The sequence below is a fragment of the Halorubrum sp. Hd13 genome (genome assembly GCF_002252755.1).
Classification (GTDB): domain Archaea; phylum Halobacteriota; class Halobacteria; order Halobacteriales; family Haloferacaceae; genus Halorubrum.
Window position 1 is genome coordinate 1 of the sequence record NZ_NHOY01000052.1, and the last position, 22,073, is coordinate 22,073.

General features: G+C 71.2%; 25 protein-coding genes and 2 tRNA genes. 19 read left to right on the plus strand and 8 right to left on the minus strand.

Translation table 11 applies throughout. From position 1 onward, the window contains the following. The 4 genes from folP to DJ81_RS07115 form a co-directional block, all read left to right on the plus strand. The coding region (gene folP / locus DJ81_RS07100; protein WP_141212548.1) for a dihydropteroate synthase at window positions 1-1,142 on the plus strand (1,142 nt) is incomplete at its 5' end. A gap of 36 nt (window positions 1,143-1,178) precedes the next feature. Beyond that, on the plus strand, window positions 1,179-2,615 hold the full coding sequence (locus DJ81_RS07105) for a DHH family phosphoesterase (protein ID WP_094527790.1): 1,437 nt from the start codon (window positions 1,179-1,181) through the stop codon (window positions 2,613-2,615). A gap of 108 nt (window positions 2,616-2,723) precedes the next feature. Further along, a complete protein-coding gene (locus DJ81_RS07110; RefSeq protein ID WP_094527791.1) occupies window positions 2,724-3,794 on the plus strand; it encodes an NAD(P)/FAD-dependent oxidoreductase in 1,071 nt (356 codons plus the stop codon). Between the two features lie 139 nt (window positions 3,795-3,933). Then, entirely contained in the window at window positions 3,934-4,494 is a 561-nt protein-coding gene (locus tag DJ81_RS07115; RefSeq protein ID WP_094525660.1) for a hypothetical protein, read from the plus strand. 355 nt (window positions 4,495-4,849) lie between these two features. Here the strand turns inward: DJ81_RS07115 and ilvA are convergent, their stop codons facing one another. Both ilvA and DJ81_RS07125 read right to left on the minus strand, forming a co-directional pair. Further along, the gene (gene ilvA / locus DJ81_RS07120) at window positions 4,850-6,061 is read right to left on the minus strand and encodes a threonine ammonia-lyase (RefSeq protein WP_094589118.1); all 1,212 of its coding nucleotides are present in this window, start codon (window positions 6,059-6,061) and stop codon (window positions 4,850-4,852) included. 249 nt (window positions 6,062-6,310) lie between these two features. Then, complete coding sequence (locus DJ81_RS07125; RefSeq protein ID WP_094525657.1) at window positions 6,311-6,733, minus strand: gamma-glutamylcyclotransferase; 423 nt, start codon at window positions 6,731-6,733, stop codon at window positions 6,311-6,313. A 149-nt stretch (window positions 6,734-6,882) separates the two neighbouring features. Here DJ81_RS07125 and DJ81_RS07130 point away from each other — a divergent pair, with 149 nt between their 5' ends. The 5 genes from DJ81_RS07130 to DJ81_RS07150 all read left to right on the plus strand — a co-directional run bounded on the left by DJ81_RS07130 (window position 6,883) and on the right by DJ81_RS07150 (window position 11,156). After that, window positions 6,883-8,391, plus strand: coding sequence for a stage II sporulation protein M (locus DJ81_RS07130; RefSeq protein ID WP_094525655.1), 1,509 nt, complete (start codon window positions 6,883-6,885; stop codon window positions 8,389-8,391). A 101-nt stretch (window positions 8,392-8,492) separates the two neighbouring features. Further along, a complete protein-coding gene (locus tag DJ81_RS07135) occupies window positions 8,493-8,972 on the plus strand; it encodes an Hsp20/alpha crystallin family protein (RefSeq protein WP_094527794.1) in 480 nt (159 codons plus the stop codon). A gap of 108 nt (window positions 8,973-9,080) precedes the next feature. Further along, window positions 9,081-9,533 (plus strand): Hsp20/alpha crystallin family protein, encoded by a 453-nt coding sequence (locus DJ81_RS07140; RefSeq protein WP_094589120.1) that lies wholly within the window; start codon window positions 9,081-9,083, stop codon window positions 9,531-9,533. Between the two features lie 76 nt (window positions 9,534-9,609). Further along, the gene (locus DJ81_RS07145) at window positions 9,610-10,302 is read left to right on the plus strand and encodes a protein-L-isoaspartate(D-aspartate) O-methyltransferase (RefSeq protein ID WP_094525650.1); all 693 of its coding nucleotides are present in this window, start codon (window positions 9,610-9,612) and stop codon (window positions 10,300-10,302) included. Between the two features lie 80 nt (window positions 10,303-10,382). After that, on the plus strand, window positions 10,383-11,156 hold the full coding sequence (locus tag DJ81_RS07150) for a protein-L-isoaspartate O-methyltransferase (protein WP_094589122.1): 774 nt from the start codon (window positions 10,383-10,385) through the stop codon (window positions 11,154-11,156). Between the two features lie 33 nt (window positions 11,157-11,189). Here DJ81_RS07150 and DJ81_RS07155 read toward each other — a convergent pair whose 3' ends face one another. After that, complete coding sequence (locus tag DJ81_RS07155) at window positions 11,190-11,666, minus strand: Ig domain-containing protein group 1 domain-containing protein (protein ID WP_094527797.1); 477 nt, start codon at window positions 11,664-11,666, stop codon at window positions 11,190-11,192. A 114-nt stretch (window positions 11,667-11,780) separates the two neighbouring features. On the opposite strand from DJ81_RS07155, the gene DJ81_RS07160 reads away from it, so the two are divergent. The 4 genes from DJ81_RS07160 to DJ81_RS07175 are packed head-to-tail and all read left to right on the plus strand — an operon-like array spanning window position 11,781 to window position 14,008. Continuing rightward, on the plus strand, window positions 11,781-12,980 hold the full coding sequence (locus tag DJ81_RS07160; RefSeq protein ID WP_094580932.1) for an ATP-binding protein: 1,200 nt from the start codon (window positions 11,781-11,783) through the stop codon (window positions 12,978-12,980). 19 nt (window positions 12,981-12,999) lie between these two features. Beyond that, entirely contained in the window at window positions 13,000-13,347 is a 348-nt protein-coding gene (locus DJ81_RS07165) for a CrcB family protein (protein WP_094557214.1), read from the plus strand. Continuing rightward, window positions 13,344-13,652, plus strand: coding sequence for a CrcB family protein (locus DJ81_RS07170; RefSeq protein ID WP_094589124.1), 309 nt, complete (start codon window positions 13,344-13,346; stop codon window positions 13,650-13,652). Before DJ81_RS07165 ends, DJ81_RS07170 begins: the two co-directional genes overlap by 4 nt. Then, complete coding sequence (locus DJ81_RS07175) at window positions 13,649-14,008, plus strand: hypothetical protein (RefSeq protein WP_094525638.1); 360 nt, start codon at window positions 13,649-13,651, stop codon at window positions 14,006-14,008. The genes DJ81_RS07170 and DJ81_RS07175 overlap by 4 nt, the downstream gene beginning before the upstream one ends. 33 nt (window positions 14,009-14,041) lie before the next feature. Here the strand turns inward: DJ81_RS07175 and cca are convergent, their stop codons facing one another. Beyond that, window positions 14,042-15,460, minus strand: coding sequence for a CCA tRNA nucleotidyltransferase (gene cca / locus DJ81_RS07180; protein WP_094589126.1), 1,419 nt, complete (start codon window positions 15,458-15,460; stop codon window positions 14,042-14,044). A 162-nt stretch (window positions 15,461-15,622) separates the two neighbouring features. Between cca and DJ81_RS07185 the strand changes: the two genes are divergently transcribed. From DJ81_RS07185 to DJ81_RS07195, 3 genes are all read left to right on the plus strand, one after another. After that, window positions 15,623-15,730: transfer RNA gene (locus tag DJ81_RS07185), tRNA-Asn, on the plus strand. Window positions 15,731-15,792: 62 nt separating this feature from the next. Next, complete coding sequence (locus DJ81_RS07190) at window positions 15,793-16,257, plus strand: group I intron-associated PD-(D/E)XK endonuclease (protein WP_094525635.1); 465 nt, start codon at window positions 15,793-15,795, stop codon at window positions 16,255-16,257. A 44-nt stretch (window positions 16,258-16,301) separates the two neighbouring features. Then, window positions 16,302-16,377, plus strand: a tRNA-Ile gene (locus tag DJ81_RS07195). A gap of 50 nt (window positions 16,378-16,427) precedes the next feature. Here DJ81_RS07195 and DJ81_RS07200 read toward each other — a convergent pair. Next, complete coding sequence (locus DJ81_RS07200) at window positions 16,428-17,291, minus strand: TIGR01548 family HAD-type hydrolase (protein WP_094557212.1); 864 nt, start codon at window positions 17,289-17,291, stop codon at window positions 16,428-16,430. A 64-nt stretch (window positions 17,292-17,355) separates the two neighbouring features. Further along, a complete protein-coding gene (locus tag DJ81_RS07205; protein ID WP_094527801.1) occupies window positions 17,356-17,874 on the minus strand; it encodes a UPF0146 family protein in 519 nt (172 codons plus the stop codon). Window positions 17,875-17,913: 39 nt separating this feature from the next. On the opposite strand from DJ81_RS07205, the gene DJ81_RS07210 reads away from it, so the two are divergent. From DJ81_RS07210 to DJ81_RS07220, 3 genes are all read left to right on the plus strand, one after another. Next, window positions 17,914-18,435, plus strand: a complete 522-nt coding sequence (locus DJ81_RS07210) for an archaemetzincin family Zn-dependent metalloprotease (RefSeq protein ID WP_094525630.1) — start codon at window positions 17,914-17,916, stop codon at window positions 18,433-18,435. A 44-nt stretch (window positions 18,436-18,479) separates the two neighbouring features. Continuing rightward, window positions 18,480-18,779 carry a DUF6432 family protein gene (locus DJ81_RS07215; RefSeq protein ID WP_094525628.1) on the plus strand — a complete coding sequence of 100 codons (300 nt, stop codon included), beginning with the start codon at window positions 18,480-18,482 and terminating at the stop codon, window positions 18,777-18,779. Between the two features lie 103 nt (window positions 18,780-18,882). Next, on the plus strand, window positions 18,883-20,037 hold the full coding sequence (locus DJ81_RS07220) for an aminomethyltransferase family protein (RefSeq protein WP_094527802.1): 1,155 nt from the start codon (window positions 18,883-18,885) through the stop codon (window positions 20,035-20,037). A 527-nt stretch (window positions 20,038-20,564) separates the two neighbouring features. Here DJ81_RS07220 and DJ81_RS07225 read toward each other — a convergent pair. Beyond that, window positions 20,565-21,743, minus strand: coding sequence for an inorganic phosphate transporter (locus DJ81_RS07225; RefSeq protein ID WP_094589128.1), 1,179 nt, complete (start codon window positions 21,741-21,743; stop codon window positions 20,565-20,567). Then, on the minus strand, window positions 21,743-21,871 hold the full coding sequence (locus tag DJ81_RS19775; protein ID WP_254922009.1) for a hypothetical protein: 129 nt from the start codon (window positions 21,869-21,871) through the stop codon (window positions 21,743-21,745). Before DJ81_RS19775 ends, DJ81_RS07225 begins: the two co-directional genes overlap by 1 nt. Between the last annotated feature and the right edge of the window lie 202 nt (window positions 21,872-22,073).

The following is a 22,073-nucleotide window of genomic DNA, read 5'->3' on the forward strand; positions in this document are numbered from 1 at the left end:
GGCGCGTCCCCGGCGGCGAGCAGGTCCCGGTCACGCTCGGAGGCACGGTGGCAGAGTACCGCGCGCTGCTCGACCGCCTGCGCGCCCGGGAGGGAGGCGGATTCGCGGGCGTCGCGGCCGACATCGCCGACCGGCTCGGGCTCGACGAGGGCGATGGACCGGTAGTCGGCGAATCGGAAGGCGGCGGATCGGCAGGCGGCGGACCGGAAGACGGCGACGACTCGGCCCCCGGAGGCGACGCCGACGCGGGCGGCCCGCCCCCCGACTACCCGTGGACCGACGGCACCGCCGTGATGGGCGTGCTCAACGTCACGCCCGACTCCTTCCACGACGGCGGGCGCCACGAGGCGCTGGAGGACGCGATCGCGGGCGCCGAGCGCATGGCCGAGGCCGGGGTCGACGTCGTCGACGTCGGCGGCGAGTCGACCCGGCCGGGCGCGGACCCGGTCACGGTCGACGAGGAGATCGACCGCGTCGTCCCGACGATCGAGGCGGTTCGGTCGGTGCCGGCGGTCGCCGACGGCGACGTGCTGATCTCGGTCGACACCCGGAAGGCGCCGGTCGCGGAGGCGGCGCTGGAGGCCGGGGCCGACGTCATCAACGACGTGACCGGGCTGGAGGACCCCGCGATGCGCGAGGTCGTCGCCGAGGCGGACTGCCCGGTCGTCGTGATGCACAGCCTCGACGCGCCGGTCGACCCGACGAACGACCCCGAGTACGACGACGTGGTGGGAGACGTGATCGAGTCGCTCCGCGAGCGGCTGTCGCTCGCGGACACGGCCGGGATCGACCGCGACAAGGTGATCGTCGACCCCGGGCTCGGCTTCGGGAAGTCGGCGGCCGAGGCGTTCGAGCTGATCGACCGGATCGGGGAGTTCGCGGCGCTCGACTGTCCGGTGCTCGTCGGCCACTCGCACAAGTCGATGTTCGGCGCGGTCGACCGCGAGCCGAGCGACCGGGAGCACGCCACCGTCGCCGCCACTGCGCTCGCCGCCGACCGCGGGGCTGACCTCGTGCGCGTTCACGACGCGGCGGAGAACCGCGCCGCGGTCGACGTCGCCGCCGCGGTGAACGGGACCCTCCGCGGGGGCGGAGACGCCGACGGCGGGGATCGCGACGGCGCCGACGCCCCCGACGAATGACGGCAGCGTTTTCCTCTCGCGTCACTTCGCGCTCGTATGGCCCGGCGTCTGCTGCTCGGCTGTAGCGCGGTCGGGAACACGCTCGTCGAGCGCACCCGCGAGGAGCGCGGCGAGCTCGTCGCGATTACCGACGACACCGGGTGGGCGTCGACGCTCCGCGACCGTAACGTTGGCACCGTCGAGGCCGACCCCACCGACCCGTCGGCGTACCCCGACCACGCCGCGGTCGTGCTGGTCGCGAGCGACGACCCCGCGCGAAACGTCGACGCCGCGGAGGCCGCGAGGGAGCGCTACCCGGACGCGATGATCGTCGCGCACGTCGGGACGAACCCGACCGCGGCCCAACAGGCGGCGCTGGAGGCGGTCGCCGACCGCGTCGTCGACCCGGTCGAGGCGTTGGCCGCGCGGGTCCGCGAGGCGACCGGCGCCGACGGCGACGAACTGCCGGTCCGACTCCTGTCGACGCTCCGCGACCTCTCCGGCCCGCTCCTCGTCGTCGCCCACGACAACCCCGACCCGGACGCCATCGCGAGCGCGATCGGGCTCGCCAGGGTCGCGGACGTCGTCGGCGTCCCGGCGGACCCCTGTTACGGCGGGGAGATCGCCCACCAAGAGAACCGCGCGCTGGTGAACCTGCTCGACCTCTCGCTGTCGACGTTCGACGGGATCGACCTCGACGACTACGGCGGGATCGCCCTCGTCGACCACTCGCGGGCGGGGATCAACGACAGCCTCCCCGAGGGGCACCCCGTCGACGTCGTCGTGGACCACCACCCGCCCCGCGGCCCGGTCGACGGGGAGTTCGTCGACATCCGGCCGGACGCGGGCGCCACGAGCACCCTCATCGAGGAGTACCTCTCGCGGCTCGGCGTCGAGCCGGAGCGACAGCTCGCCACCGCCCTGTTGTACGGTATCCGCATCGACACGAAGGACTTCACTCGGTCGACGTCGATCCCGGACTTCGAGGCGGCGGCGTCGCTGTCGCCGCTCGTCGACGAGTCGACGCTCGAACGCGTCGAGAGCCCGAGCGTGAGCCAGGAGACGCTCCGGGTGCTCGCGAACGCCATCGAGGGCCGGGACGTGCGGGGGTCGACGGTCGCCTCCTGCGTCGGCGAGATCAGCGATCGCGACACCCTCGCGCAGGCGTCCGAGCGCCTCCTCGATATGGACGGCGTCACGGTCACGTTCGTGTACGGCTACAAGGACGGGGTGATCTACGCCTCGGCGCGGTCGCGCGGCGCGGACCTCGACGTGGGCGAGCTCCTCCGCGACGCGCTCGACTCGGTCGGCTCCGCCGGCGGCCACGCCACTATGGCCGGCGCGCAGGTCCCGCTCGGCATCTTAGAGGCGGTCTCCGAGGACGAGTCGCTGCCCGACGTCGTCGAGGAGTTCGTCTCCGGCCGCTTCTTCGAGGCGCTCGACGACGCGCCGAGCCAACCGGTCGGTCCAGTGCCGGAGTTCCCGAACGACTGAGGGCTCGGAGACGGCTCCGACCCCGCCGTCCGTCCCGCCGTCAGCTCGTGTTCGGCGACCGCGTCCGATGGCGCAACCTACATATTTCGCGGCGGCGAACAGTATTGCATGACTGACGATATTGTCGATCACCGCCGACTGATCATCGCCGGTACCGGTATCGCGGGCCTCTCCGCGGCCATCTACGCCGCGCGGTCGAACAACGACCCCTTACTCATCGAAGGCGACGAGCCGGGCGGCCAGCTGACGCTCACCACCGACGTAGAGAACTACCCCGGCTTCCCCGAGGGGATCTCCGGGCCGCAGCTCATCAACGACATGAAAGCGCAGGCGAAGAAGTTCGGCGCCGAGACGCGCAACGGCGTCATCGAGGACGTCTCGAAGGAGCCCGCGGGCCACTTCCGCGCCGAGCTCACGAACGGCGACGTCTACACGGCCGACGCCGTGATCGCCGCCTCCGGCGCGAGCGCTCGGACGCTCGGCGTCCCCGGCGAGGACGAGCTGATGGGGTACGGCCTCTCGACGTGCGCGACCTGCGACGGCGCCTTCTTCCGCGGCGAGGACATGCTCGTCGTCGGCGGCGGCGACGCGGCCATGGAGGAGGCGAACTTCCTGACGAAGTTCGCGGACACCGTCTACGTCGCGCACCGCCGGGAAGAGTTCCGCGCCGAGGACGTCTGGATCGAACGCACGATGGAGAAGGTCGAGGACGGCGAGATCGAGCTCCTCCTCAACACCGAGCTCACCGAGATCCACGGCACGCCCGAGGACGGCATCGACCGCGTGACGCTCGTCGAGCACCCGGACGGTCACCCCAAGGAGAAGCTCGACGACCCCGCGACCGCGGACGAGGTCGACGAGTACGACTTCGACGTGGGCGCCGTCTTCTTCGCCATCGGCCACACGCCGAACACGGACTTCCTGGAGGGGCTCGGCGTCGAGACCGACGAGGACGGCTACCTGATCACCGAGGGGGGCCGCGGCGGCGGCCAGACGGCCACCGGCGTCCCGGGGCTGTTCGGCGCGGGCGACGTGGTCGACTTCCACTACCAGCAGGCGGCTACCGCGAGCGGGATGGGCGTGAAAGCCGCGCTCGACGTCGACGAGTACCTCACCGAGCGCGAGCGCGCCGGCGAGCTGTACGAGGGCGAGGTCGACGCCGCGGCCGCGGACGACTGAGACGCGGTTCGTCGTTTCGGGTGCGTCCGGGTCACCGCTCCGACGCCCCTCGTTCGCACCCGTGAGGCGATCGGTGACTCAAACCCTTCTTTGCGTTATACGTGGTACTATCCGCGGTTCCTCCATCGTTCGAAACGAGATGAACAGACGTGGTCTTGCCGTCGTCGCCGCTGCACTCGCGTTGGTCGTGACTGGTAGTGCCGTCGCCCTCGCCGGTCCTGTGTCGGGAGGCCCCGGCAGCCTCCTCGGCGGAGCGAGCGATCCGCCGGCGCTGCTCCACTTCGATTCCGACGGGGTCCGCTGTCCCGACGAGTTCGCGGCTAACAGTTCCACGTCGGTGGCTGCCGGGGGCGAGAACACGGAGATCACGTACGCTCGAAACGTCTCCCTGCCGGGGCCGTCGTACGCGATCGGCGGCCCGACGTTCGAGCGGGTGAACGAGTCCGCCTACGTCCTCGACGTCCCGATTGAAGAGGCGGAGAACGCGTCCAGGTCGTGTTCGGGCGTCGCCCGCTACAACGGTACGATGCGAATTCCCGCGGGCGACGACCCTTGGCAACTGATCGTCAAGCACGACGGCGAGACGGTCACCACGCTCCGCGGGGAGTCGGACAGTTCCCCCCTCGGCGGATCGACGAGCGTGAGCGGGAGCGTTTCGGCCTCGGAACCCGCGACCGATTCGACGAACTCCTCGGAGTGAACCGCCGCTGAGGTGACGCCGGCAAAGCCCCAGCCGCTCGGCGATACGCGGCCGCTGCCGGGGAGGACATCGCCAAAGCCCCAGCCGGGAGACGAAGCACGGCGACGCAAGGACCGCAGGAGCGAGTGGAACGAGCGACGAGGACCACAGCGAGCCGCGCGAGTCCTCCCGGCTGCCCTTTTGAGTCCCACCTCGCCCCGCACAGCACCGCAGCCTCACTCCTCCCCAGCCTCGCGGCTCCCTCCGCTTCGCTCCGGTCGCCGCGTCCCTCGCGCGTGCGACTCGCGCCCTCCGGGCGCTCGGAGGCACGCGCCACCGCAGTTCTATTTATAACTGGTCGTCGTGATCGCCTGCTTCACGACAGGATCTCGACCTCGTACCCGTCCGCTTCGAGCGCGTCGACGATGTCGGCGGCGTGTTCGGCGTCGTCGGTCTCCAGCTCCAGTTCGAGCTCGGCGGCGTTGACGGCGACGTCCCGCGAGGTGCGGTCGTGGTGGACCGCGTACACGTTCGCGCCGGTGCGCGCGACGATGCTTGAGACGCGCTCCAGCTCGCCCGGGCGGTCCTTCAGGTCGACCGTGATCTTGAGGTAGCGGCCCATCTGGACCAGCCCGCGCCGGATCACGGTGCCGAGCCGGTTGAGGTCGATGTTGCCGCCGCAGAGCGCGGCGACGACCGTCTCGCCGTCGTCGTACTCGAACGCCTCCGAGAGGACGGCGGCGAGCGCGACGGCGCCGGCGCCCTCCACGAGCGTCTTCGACCGTTCGAGGAGGAGCGTGAGCGCCAAGGCGATCTCGCGGTCGTCGACCGTGACGACCTCGTCGACGTACTCCGCCATGACCGCGAGGGTCTCCTCGCCGACCGACCGCGTGGCGATCCCGTCGGCGATCGTGTCGACGCTGTCGATCTCGCGGACCTCGCCGGCTTCGAGCGACTTCGCGGCCGAGGCCGCGCCCTCGGCCTGCACGCCGACGACCCGCACGTCGGAGAGCTGCTCTTTGACCGCGACGGCGACGCCCGAGATCAGCCCGCCGCCCCCGATCGGGACGACGACCGTGTCGAGCTCGGGGCAGTCGTCGACGATCTCCATGCCGAGCGTCCCCTGCCCGGCCATCACGACCGGGTCGTCGAACGCGTGAACGTACGTCCGTCCCTCGGCGCGCTCCAGCTTGTGGGCGTACGCCTGCGCCTCGTCGTAGTCGACGCCCTCCAGCCGAACGCTGGCGCCGTACCCGCGCGTGGCCTTCACCTTCGAGACGGGCGCGAACTTCGGCATCACGACGGTGGCGTCGACGCCCGCGCGCTGGGCCGCGAGGGCGACGCCCTGCGCGTGGTTCCCCGCGCTCGCGGTGACGACGCCGGCCTCGCGTTCGGCGTCGGAGAGGGTCGCGATCCGGTTCATCGCGCCGCGGATCTTGAACGCGCCGGTACGCTGGAAGTTCTCCAGCTTGAGCCGGACGTCCGCGCCGCTCATCTCGGAGAAGGTCCGAGAGCGCTCCAAGGGCGTGTGACGCGCCACGCCGTCGACGCGTTCGCGCGCCTCGTGAACGTCTGAGAGGGACAGCATGCGTCCCCGTCGCCGCGCCGACCGCTAATCGGTTCCGGTCCGGGGCGTCTCTCCCGGCGTTCGCCGGCGCGACGGACCGCGCGCACCGGGACGAACGGAAATCCGACGGGCGAGCCACCGGCTCGCCGTCTGTGAAAGGGGGAATGCACGCGTGTGACGTGCACCTGAGACCAAGCGGCCTGCATACAAAAAGGTGGGGCTAGCGGAGCGAAAGTGAAACCGCACGACTGCACCACCGTCATCCGCCCGTCAGACGCGTTTTTCGGGGGTCAGCCGCACCCGCACGTCGGCCCGTTCGAGGTACGTCTCGACCCGCTCCGCGAACCCTCCATCTGCGTTCGGGGAGTCGCCCGGCCACGTCGCGTCCGCGTCGAGCCGGTCGGGGTCCCCCACGTAGACGGCGGCCCGACTCGGGTGGCCCTCGGGCGCGTCGAGCGGGACGCTCTCCCGGAGACACAGTCCCTCTCTTACGCCCTCGTACTCGTCGAGCGCGGCCACCTCGTCCGTCCGGAGGAGCCGACCGGCCGTCTCCCCGCCCGGGGCGAGCGTCGGATACCGCCCCTCGACGAGACGGAGCCCGGTCAGAGTCGCCGGACCGACGAAGACGAACGAGTCGAGGACCTCGGCGACCCGGTCGGGCTCGGTCAGCGTCCCGTACACGAAGACATCCATGAGTCGTGTGGGTCGTTCGCACGTTTGAAGCTTCGGACGCGCGGGGTCGGGGGCGTTCGAGCCGGTTCCGAGGTCGACGAGGCGAGAGCGCCGGCGACCGACCGACGACACGCGGACCCATTAAGTGGCGGACGACCGAATCGAGCGTCATGGACCTGTCCTCCGCCGTCTCCGCCACGGCCTCCACCCTCCGGCGGCGTCCCGCCGACCTGCTCCCGTTCTACCTCCTCGGAACGGCGGTCCCCGTCATCGCCCGGATCGGGATGTTCGCCGCGCTCGCCGGCGTCTACGTGCACTTCGAGCTCACCGGTCGGCTCGCGGCCGCCCGCGACGCGCTCGCTGGGCTCGACCTGACGCCGCCAGACACGCAGGACCCCGAGGCGGTACAGGCGTGGAGCGAGTCGCTCGCCCCGGCGCTTGAACCGCTCGCGTCGCCGACGGCGATCGCCCTCCTCTTGGCCGGGACGGCGGCGACCGTCGCGCTCGCCGTCCTGACGTACGCCGCGGTCTCGGCCGGCCAGCTGTCCGCCGTCGTCGCTCGGCTCCGGAGCGAGCGCGGGCTCACCGCGGGTATCGCCGGCGTGCGAGACCGCTGGCTCACGTTCCTCGGGATATACGTCGCCGAGCTCTGCTGTTGGCTCGGGATCCTGCTCCTCGGGGGAATCGCTATCGCCGCCGCGTTCGCCGTCAACCCGTTCCTCGGGGCCGCCGCCGCGCTGGTCGTTCTGCTCGTCGGGGTCGTCGCCCTCCTGCTCGTGCGGATCGTCTTCGCGTTCGCCCCGGCCGCCGTCGTCGTCGACGACGCCGGCGTGGTCGGCGCCGTGGAGGGGGCGGGCGGGTTCGTCCGCTCGAACCCGGCCGACGCCGCCGCGTACCTCGTCGTTGCCGTCGGCGTCCTCGTCGCGATCTCGTCGGCCGCCTCCGCGCTCGCGTTTCTCGGGGGCGGAGCGGTCGTCGCGCTCGCCAGCGCGGTGGTCGCCGCGCCCGCGCTCGACCTGCTCAAGACCGTCCTCTACGGCGATCACCGCGGCGCCGTCGACCCGCTCGACCCCCCCGAGGCGACCCTTCGCGCGCAGCTCTCCGGCGGCGTCCGCCGCGGCTGGCGCGAGATGGCCGCGTTCGTGCGCCGGACCCCGGGACTACACGCGCTCGTCGTCGTCGTCGGGATCGGGTTCGGCGCGCTCGGCTGGCTCGCCGTCGACCCGTTCGTCGGCGCCGTCACGACCTCTATCGAAGGGCGACTCCTCGGCCACATACCGCCCGTCGCGGCCGTCAACTTCTTCGGGAACAACTGGTCGGTCGCGATCGCGACGTCGCTCTCGGGCGTCGCGCTCGTGATCCCGGCGCTCTCGTCGATCGCGTTCAACGGGTTCGCGCTCGGCGCCACGGCGGCGCTGGAGGAGAACCTCCTCGCGCTCGCGGCGTTCGTCGTCCCCCACGGCCTCTTAGAGATCCCGGCGCTGTTCGTCTCCGGCGCGCTCGGAGTCCACCTCGGGATCGTCTCGTGGCGAGCGTTCCGGGGGCGGCGCCCCCGCGACGAGTTCGCGGACGCCTTGGAGACCGCGTTCTGGGTGCTCGTCGGCGTCGGACTGTTGATCGCCGTCGCCGCGTTCATCGAGGGATTCGTGAGTCCGTACTACTGGCGACCGTTCCTCTGAGGCACCGACTGCGGTTCTCGCTGGTTCGGGCTCTCCCCGTCGATCCGTTCGGCCAGCCGCGCCCGTACGTTCAAGTCGCTCCGCCACGAATCCTGACCTGTATGACGCGACGCGATCCCTTCGGCGAGATCGAGGAACTGCTCGAACGAATGGGGCGGGAGTTCGAGGAACTCGGCGGCACGCTTGACTCGCCGGGCGGTCCCCAACTCTCCGGCGCTCGCGACGTCGCGGTCGACGTGATCGAGGACGACGAATCGATCACGGTGCACGCCGACCTCCCCGGCTTCGAGGACGAGGACATCGAGGTCGAACTGCGGGAGGACTCGCTGTCGATCGCGGCGACCCGCGAGGAGGAGCGCGACGTCGAGGTCGGGGACGCCGACGACGCGGCGGACTCGGACGACTCCGACGTCCGGTATCACCGCCGCGAGCGCCGGTCGCGGTCCGTCTCGCGACGGGTCCCGATCGCCGAGCCCGTCGAACGCGACGGCGCGACCGCCTCTTACGACAACGGGGTCCTCACGGTCACGCTGCCGAAGCGATCGGGCACCGGCGGCGGTCACAGCATCGACGTGAGCTGAGCCCCGGCCAGTCCCCGAAACCGCCTGGGTGTCCGGCCCTCGTGTTGCGAGATAGCAGCGCTCTGTCCGTGTTTAATACCTCGCGACGCCTCCATACGAGCGATTGTCATGAACAGATACAGCCCCTTCGACGAGATCGAACAGTTCTTCGGCCGCACCCCGTTCGACGTCGATCGGGCGTGGGGGCGGGACTTCCGGACGGTCGACGTCGACGTCGCGGAGTACGACGACGAGTTCGTCGTCGTGGCCGACCTGCCCGGCTACGACCGCGACCTGATCGACGTCCGCGCGACGGACGGGCGGCTCACGATCACGGCGGAGCGCGTGGAGACAACGCGCGACGGCGAGGTCGACGACGAGGGGTCCGAGACGATCCCGGGCGAGACCGGTCGATACCTCCGCCGCGAGCGACGCCGCGAGTCGGTCACGCGCACGGTCGACCTCTCCTCGCCCGTCGTCGAGGTCGAGGCGAGCGCGACGTACCGACACGGCGTGCTCACGGTGACGCTTCCCAAGGAGTCCGTTGACGACGTCGACGGTCACCGGATCGACGTGGAGTAACGGACCGCCCGAGATCGGCCGACCTTTTTATACTGCGGCCGACACTTTCTCCACTACCGCCGTGCTACTGCTCACCATGGACAACGCGAACGGGCCGGAACCGGATGGCGGTCCGGAACGCGGTGGCTCTCCGGACCTCGCGACCGCTCGCCGAGAGCTCGTCGACTCGCTCCGGGCGCGTCTCGACGTGAGCGAGCGCACGCTGTCCGCGGTCGAGGCTGTCCCGCGGCACGAGTTCGTCCCCGAGAGCCACCGCTCTCGCGCTTACGCCGACAGGCCGCTCCCGATCGGTCACGACCAGACGATCAGCGCGCCGCACATGGTCGCGATGATGTCGGACCTCCTCGAGTTAGACCGGGGCGACCGCGTCCTTGAAGTCGGGACCGGCTGCGGCTATCACGCCGCCGTGCTCGCCGAACTCGTCGGACCGGGGAACGTCTTCAGCGCCGAGTACGTCCCCGAGCTCGCCGCGGAGGCCCGCGAGCGTCTCGATCGGCTCGGATACGACGTGACCGTCCGATCGGGCGACGGCCGCGAGGCGTTCCGCGACGCGGCGCCGTTCGACGCGGCGTCCCTGACGTGCGCGGCGAGCGGCGGCGTCCCCGATCCGATCGTCGAGCAGGTCCGGACTGGCGGCCGGATCGTCGCGCCGGTCGGCGACGGGGGCTTCCTCGGCCGCGGCGGACAGCGGCTCGTCCGCCTCACGGTCCGCGAGGACGGCGTCGACCGCGAAGACCACGGCGGCGTCCGGTTCGTGCCGATGCGGTGATCTCCCGTTCGGCGGGACGGGTCCCGGCCCGCCGCCGCGGCGAACGAGCGGTTTTAGGCGACCGAGCACCGACTCCGACCATGGACGAGGCGTCGCTGCGGGCCGACATGATCGAGGGGCTCGAACACGAGCTCGGCGAGCCGCTCGAGGCCGCCGTGCTGACGGTCCTCCAGCGGGTCCCCCGGGAGACGTTCGTAGACGACTCTCCGTACGCGAACGCCGCGAGCGACGAGGCCGGAACGCGCGTCCTCGCGCCGGCGACGGCGGTCCGGCTGATCGGCGCGCTGGACGCCGCCGAGGGCGACGACGTCCTCGTGATCGGCGCCGGCGTCGGCTACTCGGTCGCGATGCTCGCCGAGATCGCCGGGGCGAGGCACGTCCACGCGGTCGACATCGACCGCGAGGCGGTGTCGCTCGCGCGGTCGAACCTCTCCGCGGCCGGCTACGAAGCCGTCCTCGTCGACCGGCGAGACGGCGCGAACGGCCTGCCGGAGTACGCGCCCTACGATCGCATCCTCCTCGAGGCGGCGGTGCTCGAACCCCCGCGCGCGCTCAGGGATCAGCTCGACGACGACGGGCGGCTCGTCTACCCGCGGGGGAACGCCGTTCAGACCGTCGCGGCGATCGAGACCGCTCCAAACGAGTCGGCGGAGCCGGACGACGACGCCCCGCCGGGCTTCCGCACCGTCGAGACCGCCGGCCCGGCTCGGCTCCGGCCGATGCTCGTCGACGGGGAGCAGCGCGGCGTGGAGCGGAACCGCACGCGCCGGGAGGACGCCGAACGGGCCGAGCAGGGCCACTTCGCGCCACACGGCTGGGAGCAGGAGTGGATCGACTGGGACGACCGGCTCTGAGGGCGCGAACGTCACCGGACGCCGTCCTCACCGTCACTCCTCGACGACGAGCACCGCCGTGTTCTCCCGCTCGTCGACGTAGTCGCCCTCGGCCGGCGGTTTGACCTCCACGGTGAGCGTCCCGTCCGGCTGGTTCGGTCCCAGTTCGGGCGCGACGTCGACGGTCGCGACCCCTTCTTCGTTCGTCTTCGCCGTCGCCACCCCGTCGATCTGCGCGGATCCGCTGCGGACGATCACCGTCGCGTCGGCGACCCGCGCGCCGTCGGGATCGATGACGGACACGTCGACGGACTGCTCGCCCGGCGTCGTCACCTCCGGCTGCGGCCGCGCGTCTACCTCTGTCGCGGAGAGCCCTTCGATGTCGCCGATCATCCCCATCATCACGCTGAGACTCGCGACGCCGACGACGAGGGCGATCACCAGCCTGACCGGCAGCCCTTCGATGGCGCGTCTGTCCGTGCGGAACGATCGGCGGTTCGCGGTGCGTCCGTCGCGTTTCGAGTCGGACATAGGCCCCGCTGGCCGCGGTATCACTGATAAGCGGTCGGGGCGCTCGACCGGAACGCCGCTCGGCTCTTCCGCTCGGGCCCACTTTTTTAGTGCGATACCGCGGTCACCGCCGATATGCACGTGCTCGGACGCGAGGACGGCGGGGCTCGCGCCGCCTCCCGCGGCGACGCGGACAGGGCGTCGGACACTACCGCGTCGCTCCCGACGCTCCGCCTCGGATCGTTCCTCGCTCGCGACGGCAGCGCCGGGGCTCCCGTCGGCGTCGACGCGGACCGGCCGCACGCCGGCGTCGTCTTCGGTAAGCGCGGCACCGGGAAGTCGTACACGCTCGGCGTGCTCGCCGAGGGGCTCGCGGACGCGTCGGGCGTCTCGGCGGTCGTCGTCGACCCGATGGGCGTCTTCGGTGGCCTCAGGAACGCGGGGGGTCGCGTGGTCGACCCCGCCGTTCGTCCGACCGCGATCCCGGCGGCCGCGTGGCCGGACCTCCTCGGTCTCGATCCGACGAGCGGTCCGGGCGGAGTGGTGTGGCGGGCCGTCGCCGAGGCGACGCGGGACGCGGGCGTCGCGGGAGACGCAGGCGCGGACGCGGTCTCGGTCGCCGACCTGCGCGGCCGCGTCGCCGAGGCCGACGCGCCGGCGGACGCCCGCCGCGCCGCCGCGAACCACCTCCGGCTCGCGGCGTCGTGGGGCGTGTTCGACGCCGACGCGCCGCCGATCGCCTCCCTCGCGACCGACGGCGCGCCGACGGTACTCGACCTCGCGGGGGTCCCCGAGGCCGCCGCGGCCGCCGTCGTCAGGGCGGTCGCACGCGGCCTGTACGACGCCCGGATCGACGGCGACTGCGACCGGCTCCCGTGGCTGCTCGTCGACGAGGCGCACGCCTTCTTCGGCGGCGTCGCCGATCCCGCGCTCAGGACGCTCCTGACACGCGGCCGCGCGCCGGGCGTCTCGCTCGTCTGCGCGACGCAGCGCCCGGGCGCCCTGCCGAGCGTGGCCGTCTCGCAGTCGGACCTGCTGGTCTGTCACCGACTCACCGCCGAACGCGACGTGGCTCGCCTCGCGGAGGCCGACGCGACGTACCTCGCGGGGGACCTCGCCTCGCGACTCCCGACCGGCACCGGCGAGGCGCTCGTCGTCGACGACGCGACCGAGACCGCCCACACCCTTCGAGTGCGCGAGCGACGGACGCCGCACGGCGGCGGGAGCCCCCGAGCGAGCGACGTGTGTACCGCCGACGCCGCCCGTGTCGACGAGCCGGCCGGCGACCTCGGCGCTTCTCGCCCGGACGCGGTCGAGTCCGAAGGCCCAAGATGACCCCCGGCGACGCGTTCGTATGGAACGGACGCCGTTCGGGTTTCTGCTCGTCGCCGCCGGCGGCTTCCTCGGCGCGGTCGCCAGACACGCCGTCGCCGTCGCGGTCGGAACTCCCACCGGCGCCGGCACGCTCGTCGTCAACGCCGTCGGATCGTTCGCGCTCGGCCTCTTGGTCTCTCGGGCGACGACGACCCGCGCGCAGTTGTTCGTCGGCACCGGCGCGCTCTCGTCGTTCACGACCTACAGCACGTTCGTCGGCGACGCCGTCGCGCTCGGGGCGCTCGCCGGGACCGGGTACGTCGCCGCGAGCTACGCGGTCGGGTTCGCGGCCGCGCTCGGCGGTCTCGCGGTCGGGGGGCGGTCGTGACGGGACCGATCCTCGCGGCCGCGCTCGTCGGCGTCGGCGGGTCGATCGGTGCGGTCGCCAGACACGCCGTCGGGCTCCGGATCGAAGGGCGCCGCTCCGTGGTGGCAGTCAACGCGCTCGGCAGCCTCGCGCTCGGCGCCGTCCTCGCCGCGCCGATCGGCTCGCCGGCGACCCTGCTCGTCGCGGTCGGCGCGTGCGGCGCGTTCACGACGTTCTCGTCGTTCGCCGTCGAGACGGTGTCGACCGCGACGCGACGCCCGGGAGCGACAGGTAAAGGCCCCTCCGGGACGTACCGCCTTCCGTGACTGACGACGCCGAGAGCCGGTCGGACAAGAGGGCCGACACCGAGCGCGCGGCCGGCGGTCCGGACCCCGCCGACCCGGACCGGAGCGCCGCGACCGCGGAGGACGCGACCGGAGACTTCGGCGACGACGCACCGTCGTTCGGCGATCTCACGCTGCCGCAGCGCGTGTTCGTCGCCGCCGTGCAGAATCCCACCCGCGGCGTCGTTATCGCCGGGCTCCTCGCGTTCGGCTTCTCCTTCTACGTCGCCTTCTGGCTCGCCTTTCCGCGCGTCGCGGCGTTCATGTCCGCCGTCGGAGCGGTCCTCGTGGCGATCGTCGCCCTCGTCTATCTGATCTCTGACCGCGTCTCGGGGTGAGACCGCGGGACCGGCAGCGGCGAAGCGAGCCGATCACGGGTGCGGCTCGTAGAACTCGCGGAGCGTCGTCCCGAACGTCGGCGCCAGCGTCGCGACGGCGTCGCCGACCAGCACGTCGCGCTCGGCGAACGCCCGCGTCACCTGCGCCCCGAGCGCGACGTCGCCCGCGGCGTCGCTCTCGAGGTACGCTCGCACCGTCGTGAACTCCCGCTCCCGCTCGACGACGTACCGATCGCCGTCGATGAACGGGCCGTACGTCTCCGGGTCGACGTCGTCGGCGTACGACTCGTAGAAGTTCGCAGCGTGTTTCCGCACCGCGACCGGCGGGCCCTCGTGGCGCTCGACTGCCGGCCGCTCGTCGACCTCTAGCTCGGCGTACAGCGCGGCGCGGACGGGACCGGTCGGGCCGCGCTCGGCCCGGTCGTCGTCGACCATCGCCTGCGCGCGCAGCACGTCGAATCCGTGCGCGTTCAGCCCGCGGACGACCCCGTCGAGGGAGCGCCGGAGCTGCGGCCACAGCTGGTCGTCGACCAGGTCGGGGGCGTCGAAGACGACGGCGATCGGCGTCGTCTCCCGCCGGTCGAGGTGGTCGCGGACGGCCGCGACGTCGAGCGGTTCGAGGTCCTGCGGCTCGAACAGCGACTCGCGCGGCGACGCGAGCAGCTCGCGGGCGTAGTGCTGGAACCGCGCCGCGTTCGCGGCCGAGAGGACCGCCGCGACGTTTCGGGTCGGGTCCGTGGGGTCGACGACGACGAGCGGGTCGTCGAACGTCGCCTCGGCGTGCCCCTCGGGGTCGAACTCCACCGGCGGGTGCCAGCTCCGGGCCGACTCGACGAGCGGGACGAACCCGCCGAGCTCCAACACGAGCAGCTCCGTCAGGTACCCGGAGAACCCCTCCGTGCGGAGGTCGCTCCCGTAGGCGCCGATCCCCTTCAGGAACGCCTTCGCGAGCACGACGTCGTCGGCGAGCTCGTCGCCGAGCCGCGCGGAGAGGTACGCGTCGTGGAACGGGGTCCGATCGACCGCGGAGACGAGCTCCGCGGCGGCCTCCACGTCGTGACACGGGACGAGGTCGACGTCGAACCCCTCGTAGGTCCCCTTCACGTACGGGTGTTCGGCGTACTCCTCGTGGCCGTCGGGGAGGACGGCGTGGCCGACCGCGAGCCCGTACTCCTCCAACTCGGCGCGGTCGAGACCGGGTTCGAACCGGACGAACAGGTCGATGTCGCGGTCGCCGGAGACCCACGTCCCGCGGGCCGTCGACCCCACCTGCACCACGTCGGCCTCGACGGGGAGATCGGCGATCGCCCCGCGGGCGCGCTCGACGAGCTCCTCGGCGACGGCTCGCAGACGCTCGCGCTCCGCCGGCTCCGGGACCACCCGGTCGCGGACGCGCGACAGAACCGCTTCGAGGGCGTCGGACTCGGGATCGCCGGCCTCGGAATCGTCCATGTCCGGATCTCTCGCGGTCCGGCCGAAAACGTGTCGGTCGCGGGGGCGGCGAATCATTCGGAAAACCGGCCGACGACGACTCGACGCGCCCGCGCGGTCCGTCGCAGCCGAGTCGGGCGGAAACGAAAGCCATATCAAAACAACGCGAGTACCGGAAGATGAGCCGAAGTAGCTCAGTTGGTAGAGCGCCTCGCTGTTACGACGCTCGGCGGACTTCCCCCGAACGTCACAGTCACGAGGCGGTCCCAGGTTCGAGTCCTGGCTTCGGCGTCTCCTTCGGACGGCTCCGATCGTGGATGTGAGTTTTATACGATTACGACTCAGACGGTTGTATGTCGCTTTTTGAGCAGTACGACCGTCTCGGAGAACCACAGAAGCGCGGACAGGCCACGGAAGCGATCGTCACGGCGGAGCTGGTCGCTCGCGACGTTTCCGTGCTTACGCCGGCGTACGACAACGATCCGTACGACCTCGTCACCAGAATCGACGGCGAATTCTATCGGTTACAGGTCAAGACAGCGTACGACGGCAAAAACGACGGCGCGGTAGAGTTCCGGACTCGAAGTGTTCGGACGAAAAGCGAAGGATACGAACGAGAGGGATACGACGGAAAAATCGATTACTTTGCCGTTCTCAACGTCCGAACAGAGGATGTGTATCTCGTCCCGATCGAAGACGCCGGAGCGGCAGCGACCACGATCCGATACGAACCCGCCGCGAACAACAATCGAACGAACATCAATTGGCACGAAGAGTACCGGATCGATACGGTTCTCGACGCACTCCGTTCGAGCTAATGCGGTACCCTAAAGAATGTGCCTCGTCTATTTGAGACCACTACGGGCCTTTAGCTTAGTCTGGCTCAAAGCCCTCCGCTCATAACGGAGTGATCGCCGGTTCAAATCCGGCAAGGCCCATTTTCTCGCGGCAAGCGTCCCCGCGAGCAACGGGTATCGCTTCGCCTCGGCTACTCCAGCAGCTCGACCAGTTCGTTCACGTCCTCGACGACGGCGTCGGCCCCGTTCTCGGCGTACTTCCGTCGTCCCTCCTCGCCGGTCAGGCCGCCGGTGAGGACGCCGACTCCGTAGTAGACCCGGCTCGCGTCCTCGTCGTCGGCGTTGCGCGCGGTCCGCACGTCGTCGAGGGTGTCGCCGGCGAAGGCGACGCGCTCCGCGCCGAACCGCTCCGCGAGCGCGACGAGCGCGCGGGGGTGCGGCTTCCCCTCCTCCCAGTCGTCCATCGTGAACCGCCGGTCCTCGGGGACGTCGAGGCCGACGCGCTCCAGGGCGATCTCCGCCTCGGCCGCGGGTCGCCCCGTCAACACGCCGACGTCGAACCGCTCGGTGAGGTCGGCGATCGTCTCGGGGTCGACGAGCGTCGGCTCGTCGTGGATGTACCCCGGCGCCGACAGCGGCGGCTCCCCGCCCTCCAGTTCGCGGTACAACTCCTCGCCGAGGTACAGCGCTTGGAACGTCTCGCGGAGGCGTTCGGTGTCCCACTGGTCTCGCACCCGGGCCTGCGCGACTCGGGGGAGGTCGCCGACGACCGCTTTCGCCGCGGCGAGGCCGCCCCCGGCCTCGGCGACCCGGTCGGTGAACGCGTCGGGGTCCATCCCGAGGCCCTCGCGGCGGGCCAGCACGTACAGCGCGGCGGCGTCCGTCAGCTCCCAGTCGTTGTTGAACCCGCCGGCGTCTTTGAACGCCTGGACCGTGTCGCGGTCGATCGTCTTGCCGCACACCCTGTCGACGGACTCGATTATCGCCCGTCGATACGAGTCGCCCACGTCGACGAGGACGCCGTCGATGTCGAGAACGACTGCGTCGACCTGCATACCCGTACGCCGGCAGGTGGGGGAAAGAACGTTCGGGTTCGCGGCCGATTCGGCCGGAACTCCGTCACCGTCCGCGATCGACGCCCGGGGATTCGGGCCCCGCCGAGCCGCCGCGAGCGACGTAGACGGTGGTTCCGGAGAGCGACCGGCGACCGACCGGCACCGTCGGCTCCTCGAAGCCGAGAGTCGTGAACAGGCACGCGGCGTCGAGGCGCTCGGCGAGCGCGACCGTCGGGCGCTGGAGCTCCGCCGGGAGGTTACACGCGTACACCGCGTCGAACTCGCCCTCGGACGGATGGGCCTCGGTCGAGTCGGCCTCGGCTCCCGCTTCGGCGTCCGTCGCCGCCGCGAGAGCCAGCACGTCGGCCTCGACGGCGCGCAGCGATCCCGCGACCGTCGCCGCCTCGGTCTCCCGGGCGGTCGCCAGCGCGCGCTCGCCGACGGCGACATCGATCGCGACGACGTCGCGGCCGCGCTCGGCGAGCGACCGCGCGACTCCGGGGCGGTCGCCGACGCCGACCTCTAGCAGCCGGTCGTGGCGGGCGAGCTCCTCGACGAGCGCGAGGCGGGGTGGCGAGACCACGGCGCGGGCTTTATGATTGGGGCGGTCATAAGCGGTTCCATGCTCGTGGACATCGTCCCCGTCGGGGAGGTCACCCCCCGCGTGAAACGGGAGGCCTCCGCCGCGCTCCGATCGGTGTACGACTGTGACGTCACGGTCCACGACGATCAGCCGATCCCCGAGACCGCCTACGACGAGGGTCGCGACCAGTACCGCGCCGAGGACCTGATCGAGACGGTCAGCCGGGTCGGCGGCGGCGAGAAGAACATCGGAATCACCCCGCAGGACCTCTACTACCGCCGCCGGAACTACGTGTTCGGACTGGCGTACCTCAACGGCAACGGCTCCGTGATCTCGACACACCGGCTCCGCACCTCCTCCGACGGGGGCGTGTCCACGAAGCCCGCGGTCGACGTGTTCTCCGACCGCGTCCGAAAGGAGGTCGTCCACGAGATCGGCCACACCCTCGGGCTGGAGCACTGCGACAACAGCAAGTGCGTCATGTCCTTCTCCCCGACCGTCCGCGAGGTCGACGTGAAAGAGGAGAACCTCTGCGGCTCCTGTTCGCGGCTGGTCCGGTAGCGCTCGCCGGTAGAGGTAAACCCCGTCCTGTTTAACTAACGCGCATGGCCGCAAAGCCGGAATACCGCGACCGGCCCGACGTCGAGGTCGCGCTGCTGGACGCGCTCGTCGACCGCGGCGACGAGGGGATGACGGTGCTGGAGCTGCGCGCGGCCGTCGACGCCGACATCGACGCCGTCGAGGAAGCGCTCTCAGCCCTGAAAGAGGACTCGCTCATCACCGTCGAGAGCGAGGAGCGGGTCCGCGTCTACGCGCACGATCGCGTGATCCCCGATCCCGAGGCGCCGGCCGACGACCCGCCGGGAGGGATCGTCGACACGATCCGGGACCGGCTCGGGCTGTAAGTCCGCCCGCCCTCGCGCCGCCGCGGTCGCGTCGCGACCGAACGCCCTCGCGACCCGACGACGAGCCAGCGACCTTTTGCCGCTCCCCGGCGTCGATCGGGGTATGACTCTCGTCTCCGGCACGCACGGCGCCCACGGCGCGACGTACCGCGACCGCGGCGGCCGTCAGGTGGTCGACCACTACGGGAAGCCAGAGCGGGTCGGGAAGGCGGTCCGCAACGTCGTCGGCGCGATCGAGATGGGGTACGGAGTGCTCGCGATCACCGGCGACGACCGCGTCGAATTCGTCGACAACGCCGTCTCCAACCGCGTCCCGGCCGAGGACGGGCAGGGAGTGTACGCGCTCCTGCTCGACCCGCAGGGGGGCATCGAGACGGACATGTACGTGTACAACGCCGACGAGCGACTGCTCGTGTTCCTCCCGCCCGAGCGCACCGAAGACGTCGCCGAGGACTGGTCGGACAAGGTGTTCATCCAGGACGTGACTGTCGAGGACGCCTCCGACGAGTTCGGCGTGTTCGGCATCCACGGGCCCAAGTCGACCGAGAAGGTCGCCTCGGTGCTCGGCGGCCCGGGCGCCCCCGAGAAGCCGCTCTCCTTCGTTCGCGGCTCGATGGTCGACGCGGGCGTCACCGTCATCGCGAGCGACGCCCCCCTCGGCGAGGAGGGCTACGAGGTCGTCTGCGCGGCCGACGACGCCGAGGAGGTGTTCGACACGCTGATCAACCGCGGGCTCAACGCGGCCCCGTTCGGCTACCGGACGTGGGACGCGCTCTCCGCCGAGGCGGGCACGCCGCTCTTCGAGTACGAGCTGGAGGGAACGGTGCCGAACGTCCTCGGCCTCCGCAACGCCCTGGACTTCGAGAAGGGCTGTTACGTCGGACAGGAGGTCGTCTCCCGCGTCGAGAACCAGGGGCGGCCAAGCCGCCGGCTCGTCGGGCTACGGCTCGACGGACTCGCCGACGCGACCGGCGCGATCGACGGCGACGCCGACCCGGAGGGCTACGACGAGGTCCTCCCGACGTCCGGCGCGGCCGTCTTCGCCGGCGACGAGGCGGTCGGCGAGGTGACCCGCGCGGCGGTCGGTCCCGCCTCGGGCGGTCCGATCGCGCTGGCGCTGGTCCGGTTCGACGCCGACCTCGATCCGGTCACCGTGCGCGTCGACGGCGAGGAGGTCGCGGCGACGCGCGCCGCCCTGCCGTTCGTCGACGGGAGCGCACGGTCCGGGCGGATTCCGACGTACCCGGGCGACGAGTAGCCGATATCGATGCTAATACACTCACGCTCGCGGTCGGCGCGTGCCGCCGAGCGCCCGTAGGGCGCGAGGTGCACGCGCGAGGGAGCCGGTGAGCGCTCGCAGAGCGCGAACCGCGAGGCTGGGGAGGCGTGAGGCTGCGGCTGCGGTTGCGGTGCGGGGTGGACTCAAAGGGGCAGCCGCGAGGACGGCGCAGGCGTTCACGAGAGCTCCGCTCTCGTGAGCCAATCAGAACGTTACGCGTTCTGATGACGACGCAAGCACCGTAATGAGGGAGCGATAGCGACCGAGTGAGGCGCGAAGCGAGCGTGCGCCGTCCTCGCGGCTGGGGCTTTGGCGGTGTTCACCATCGATCGGCAGTCACCGGGTATAAACGAGCGGCTGAGGCTTTGGACACCTTCCGTCGATCCACCAACAGGCATGTATAAACGAGCGGTTGTGGCTTCGCGGGCATTCACCGATGCCTCGCGGACAATCCCGTTCATATACAACTACCCGAATTCCGACGGCCTCGACGCTCGTCACCTCGCTCAGAGCACGAACTGCACGGCCGAGTAGATCCCGTAGCCGAGCGCGAGCGACCCCACGAGCGACCCGATCCACGCGAACACCGTGTATCCCATCTTCGCCCGGCTCACGCCCGCGTCGCCGGCGGCGTAGCCGGCGCCGACGATCGCGGAGACGATGATCTCATTGAACGAGACGGGGATCCCGAACGCGACCGCGGTCTGCGCGATCGCGAACGAGGGGATGAGCGCCGAGATCGACCGCCGCGGTCCCATCGACGCGTAGTCCTGCGAGATCGCCTTGATCATCCGCGGCGCCCCGGTCCAGGAGCCGGCCAGCAGGCCGACGCCGCCGCCGACGAGCAGCGCCCACAGGGGAATCCCCGCGTCGCCGACGAACAGGGGAACGAGCGGCCCGATCGCGAGTCCCACCTGCGACCCGCCGGCGGAGAACGCGACGAGCCCGCCCATCGCGAGCAGGAACCGGCGCTGGGCCCCCTCGCGGTCGCGACCGAGGTCGAGATACACCGCGGCGGTGACGACCGCCGCCACCGCGACCGTGACGAGCGGGGTCCCGATCGCGCCGACGCCGAGCTCCGGACCGACCGTCTCGGAGAGCGACGCCTGTTCGCCCGGCGGGCCCAACAGCGCGAACCCGACGTTCGCGACGATCACGCCGACGAGCCCCGCGAGCGTCGCGGTGAGCGGTCGCTCCGGGAGGCGCTCGCCGATCAGCGACCGCGCCACGACGTAGGCGATGCCGCCGCCGACGAACGGCGTGAGCACCCACAGCGTGAGGATCTCGGAGTACTTCGGCCAGGCGGGATCGCCGCCCATCGCGAGGCCGACTCCGACTACCGCGCCGGTGACCGTGAACGCGGTCGCGATCGGGTACCCCGCGAACACGCCGATCGCGACGAGTCCCGCGGCGGTGACCAGCGCGACGATGGCCGCGCCGGCGGTGAGCGTGACGCCGCCGATCAGCTCGGTGCCGACCGCCTCGGTCACGTTTGCGCCCTGCAACACCGCGCCGAGCAGCCCCAACACTCCCACGATCAGGCCGGCGCGCATCACGGAGATCGCGTTCGCGCCGACCGCCGGGGCGAACGGGGTCGACCCCGACGAGCCGGCGCCGATAGACCACGCCATGAAGAGGCTCGCCGCGCCGGCGACGCCGAGGGTGAGAACGGTGGCGACGACCATTACCGCTGGCCGTCCTCGTACCCTTCGCGGAGTCCGGTCAAGGTGCGCCGGACGAGCAGAAACCCGAAGAAGAAGAGCCCGAGCAGGCCGACGAGAATAATGACGAACAGCGGTTCTACCGAGAGCATACTGTCGAATCCGTCGGGACGGTGTTATGCGTTTCGGCACCCGCGTCCCCCGGGGTGACTAAAGCACGTCTTTGTCCCTAAGCTAGGTATAAGATATCGCCGGCGTAACGTGGAAACGCGACCCCCGCTTCGGCCCTCTACCCCGAGATCGCTTCGGGTCGAACGGTTCGGTCCGTCGACGAGCTGTCCCTTATACACATCT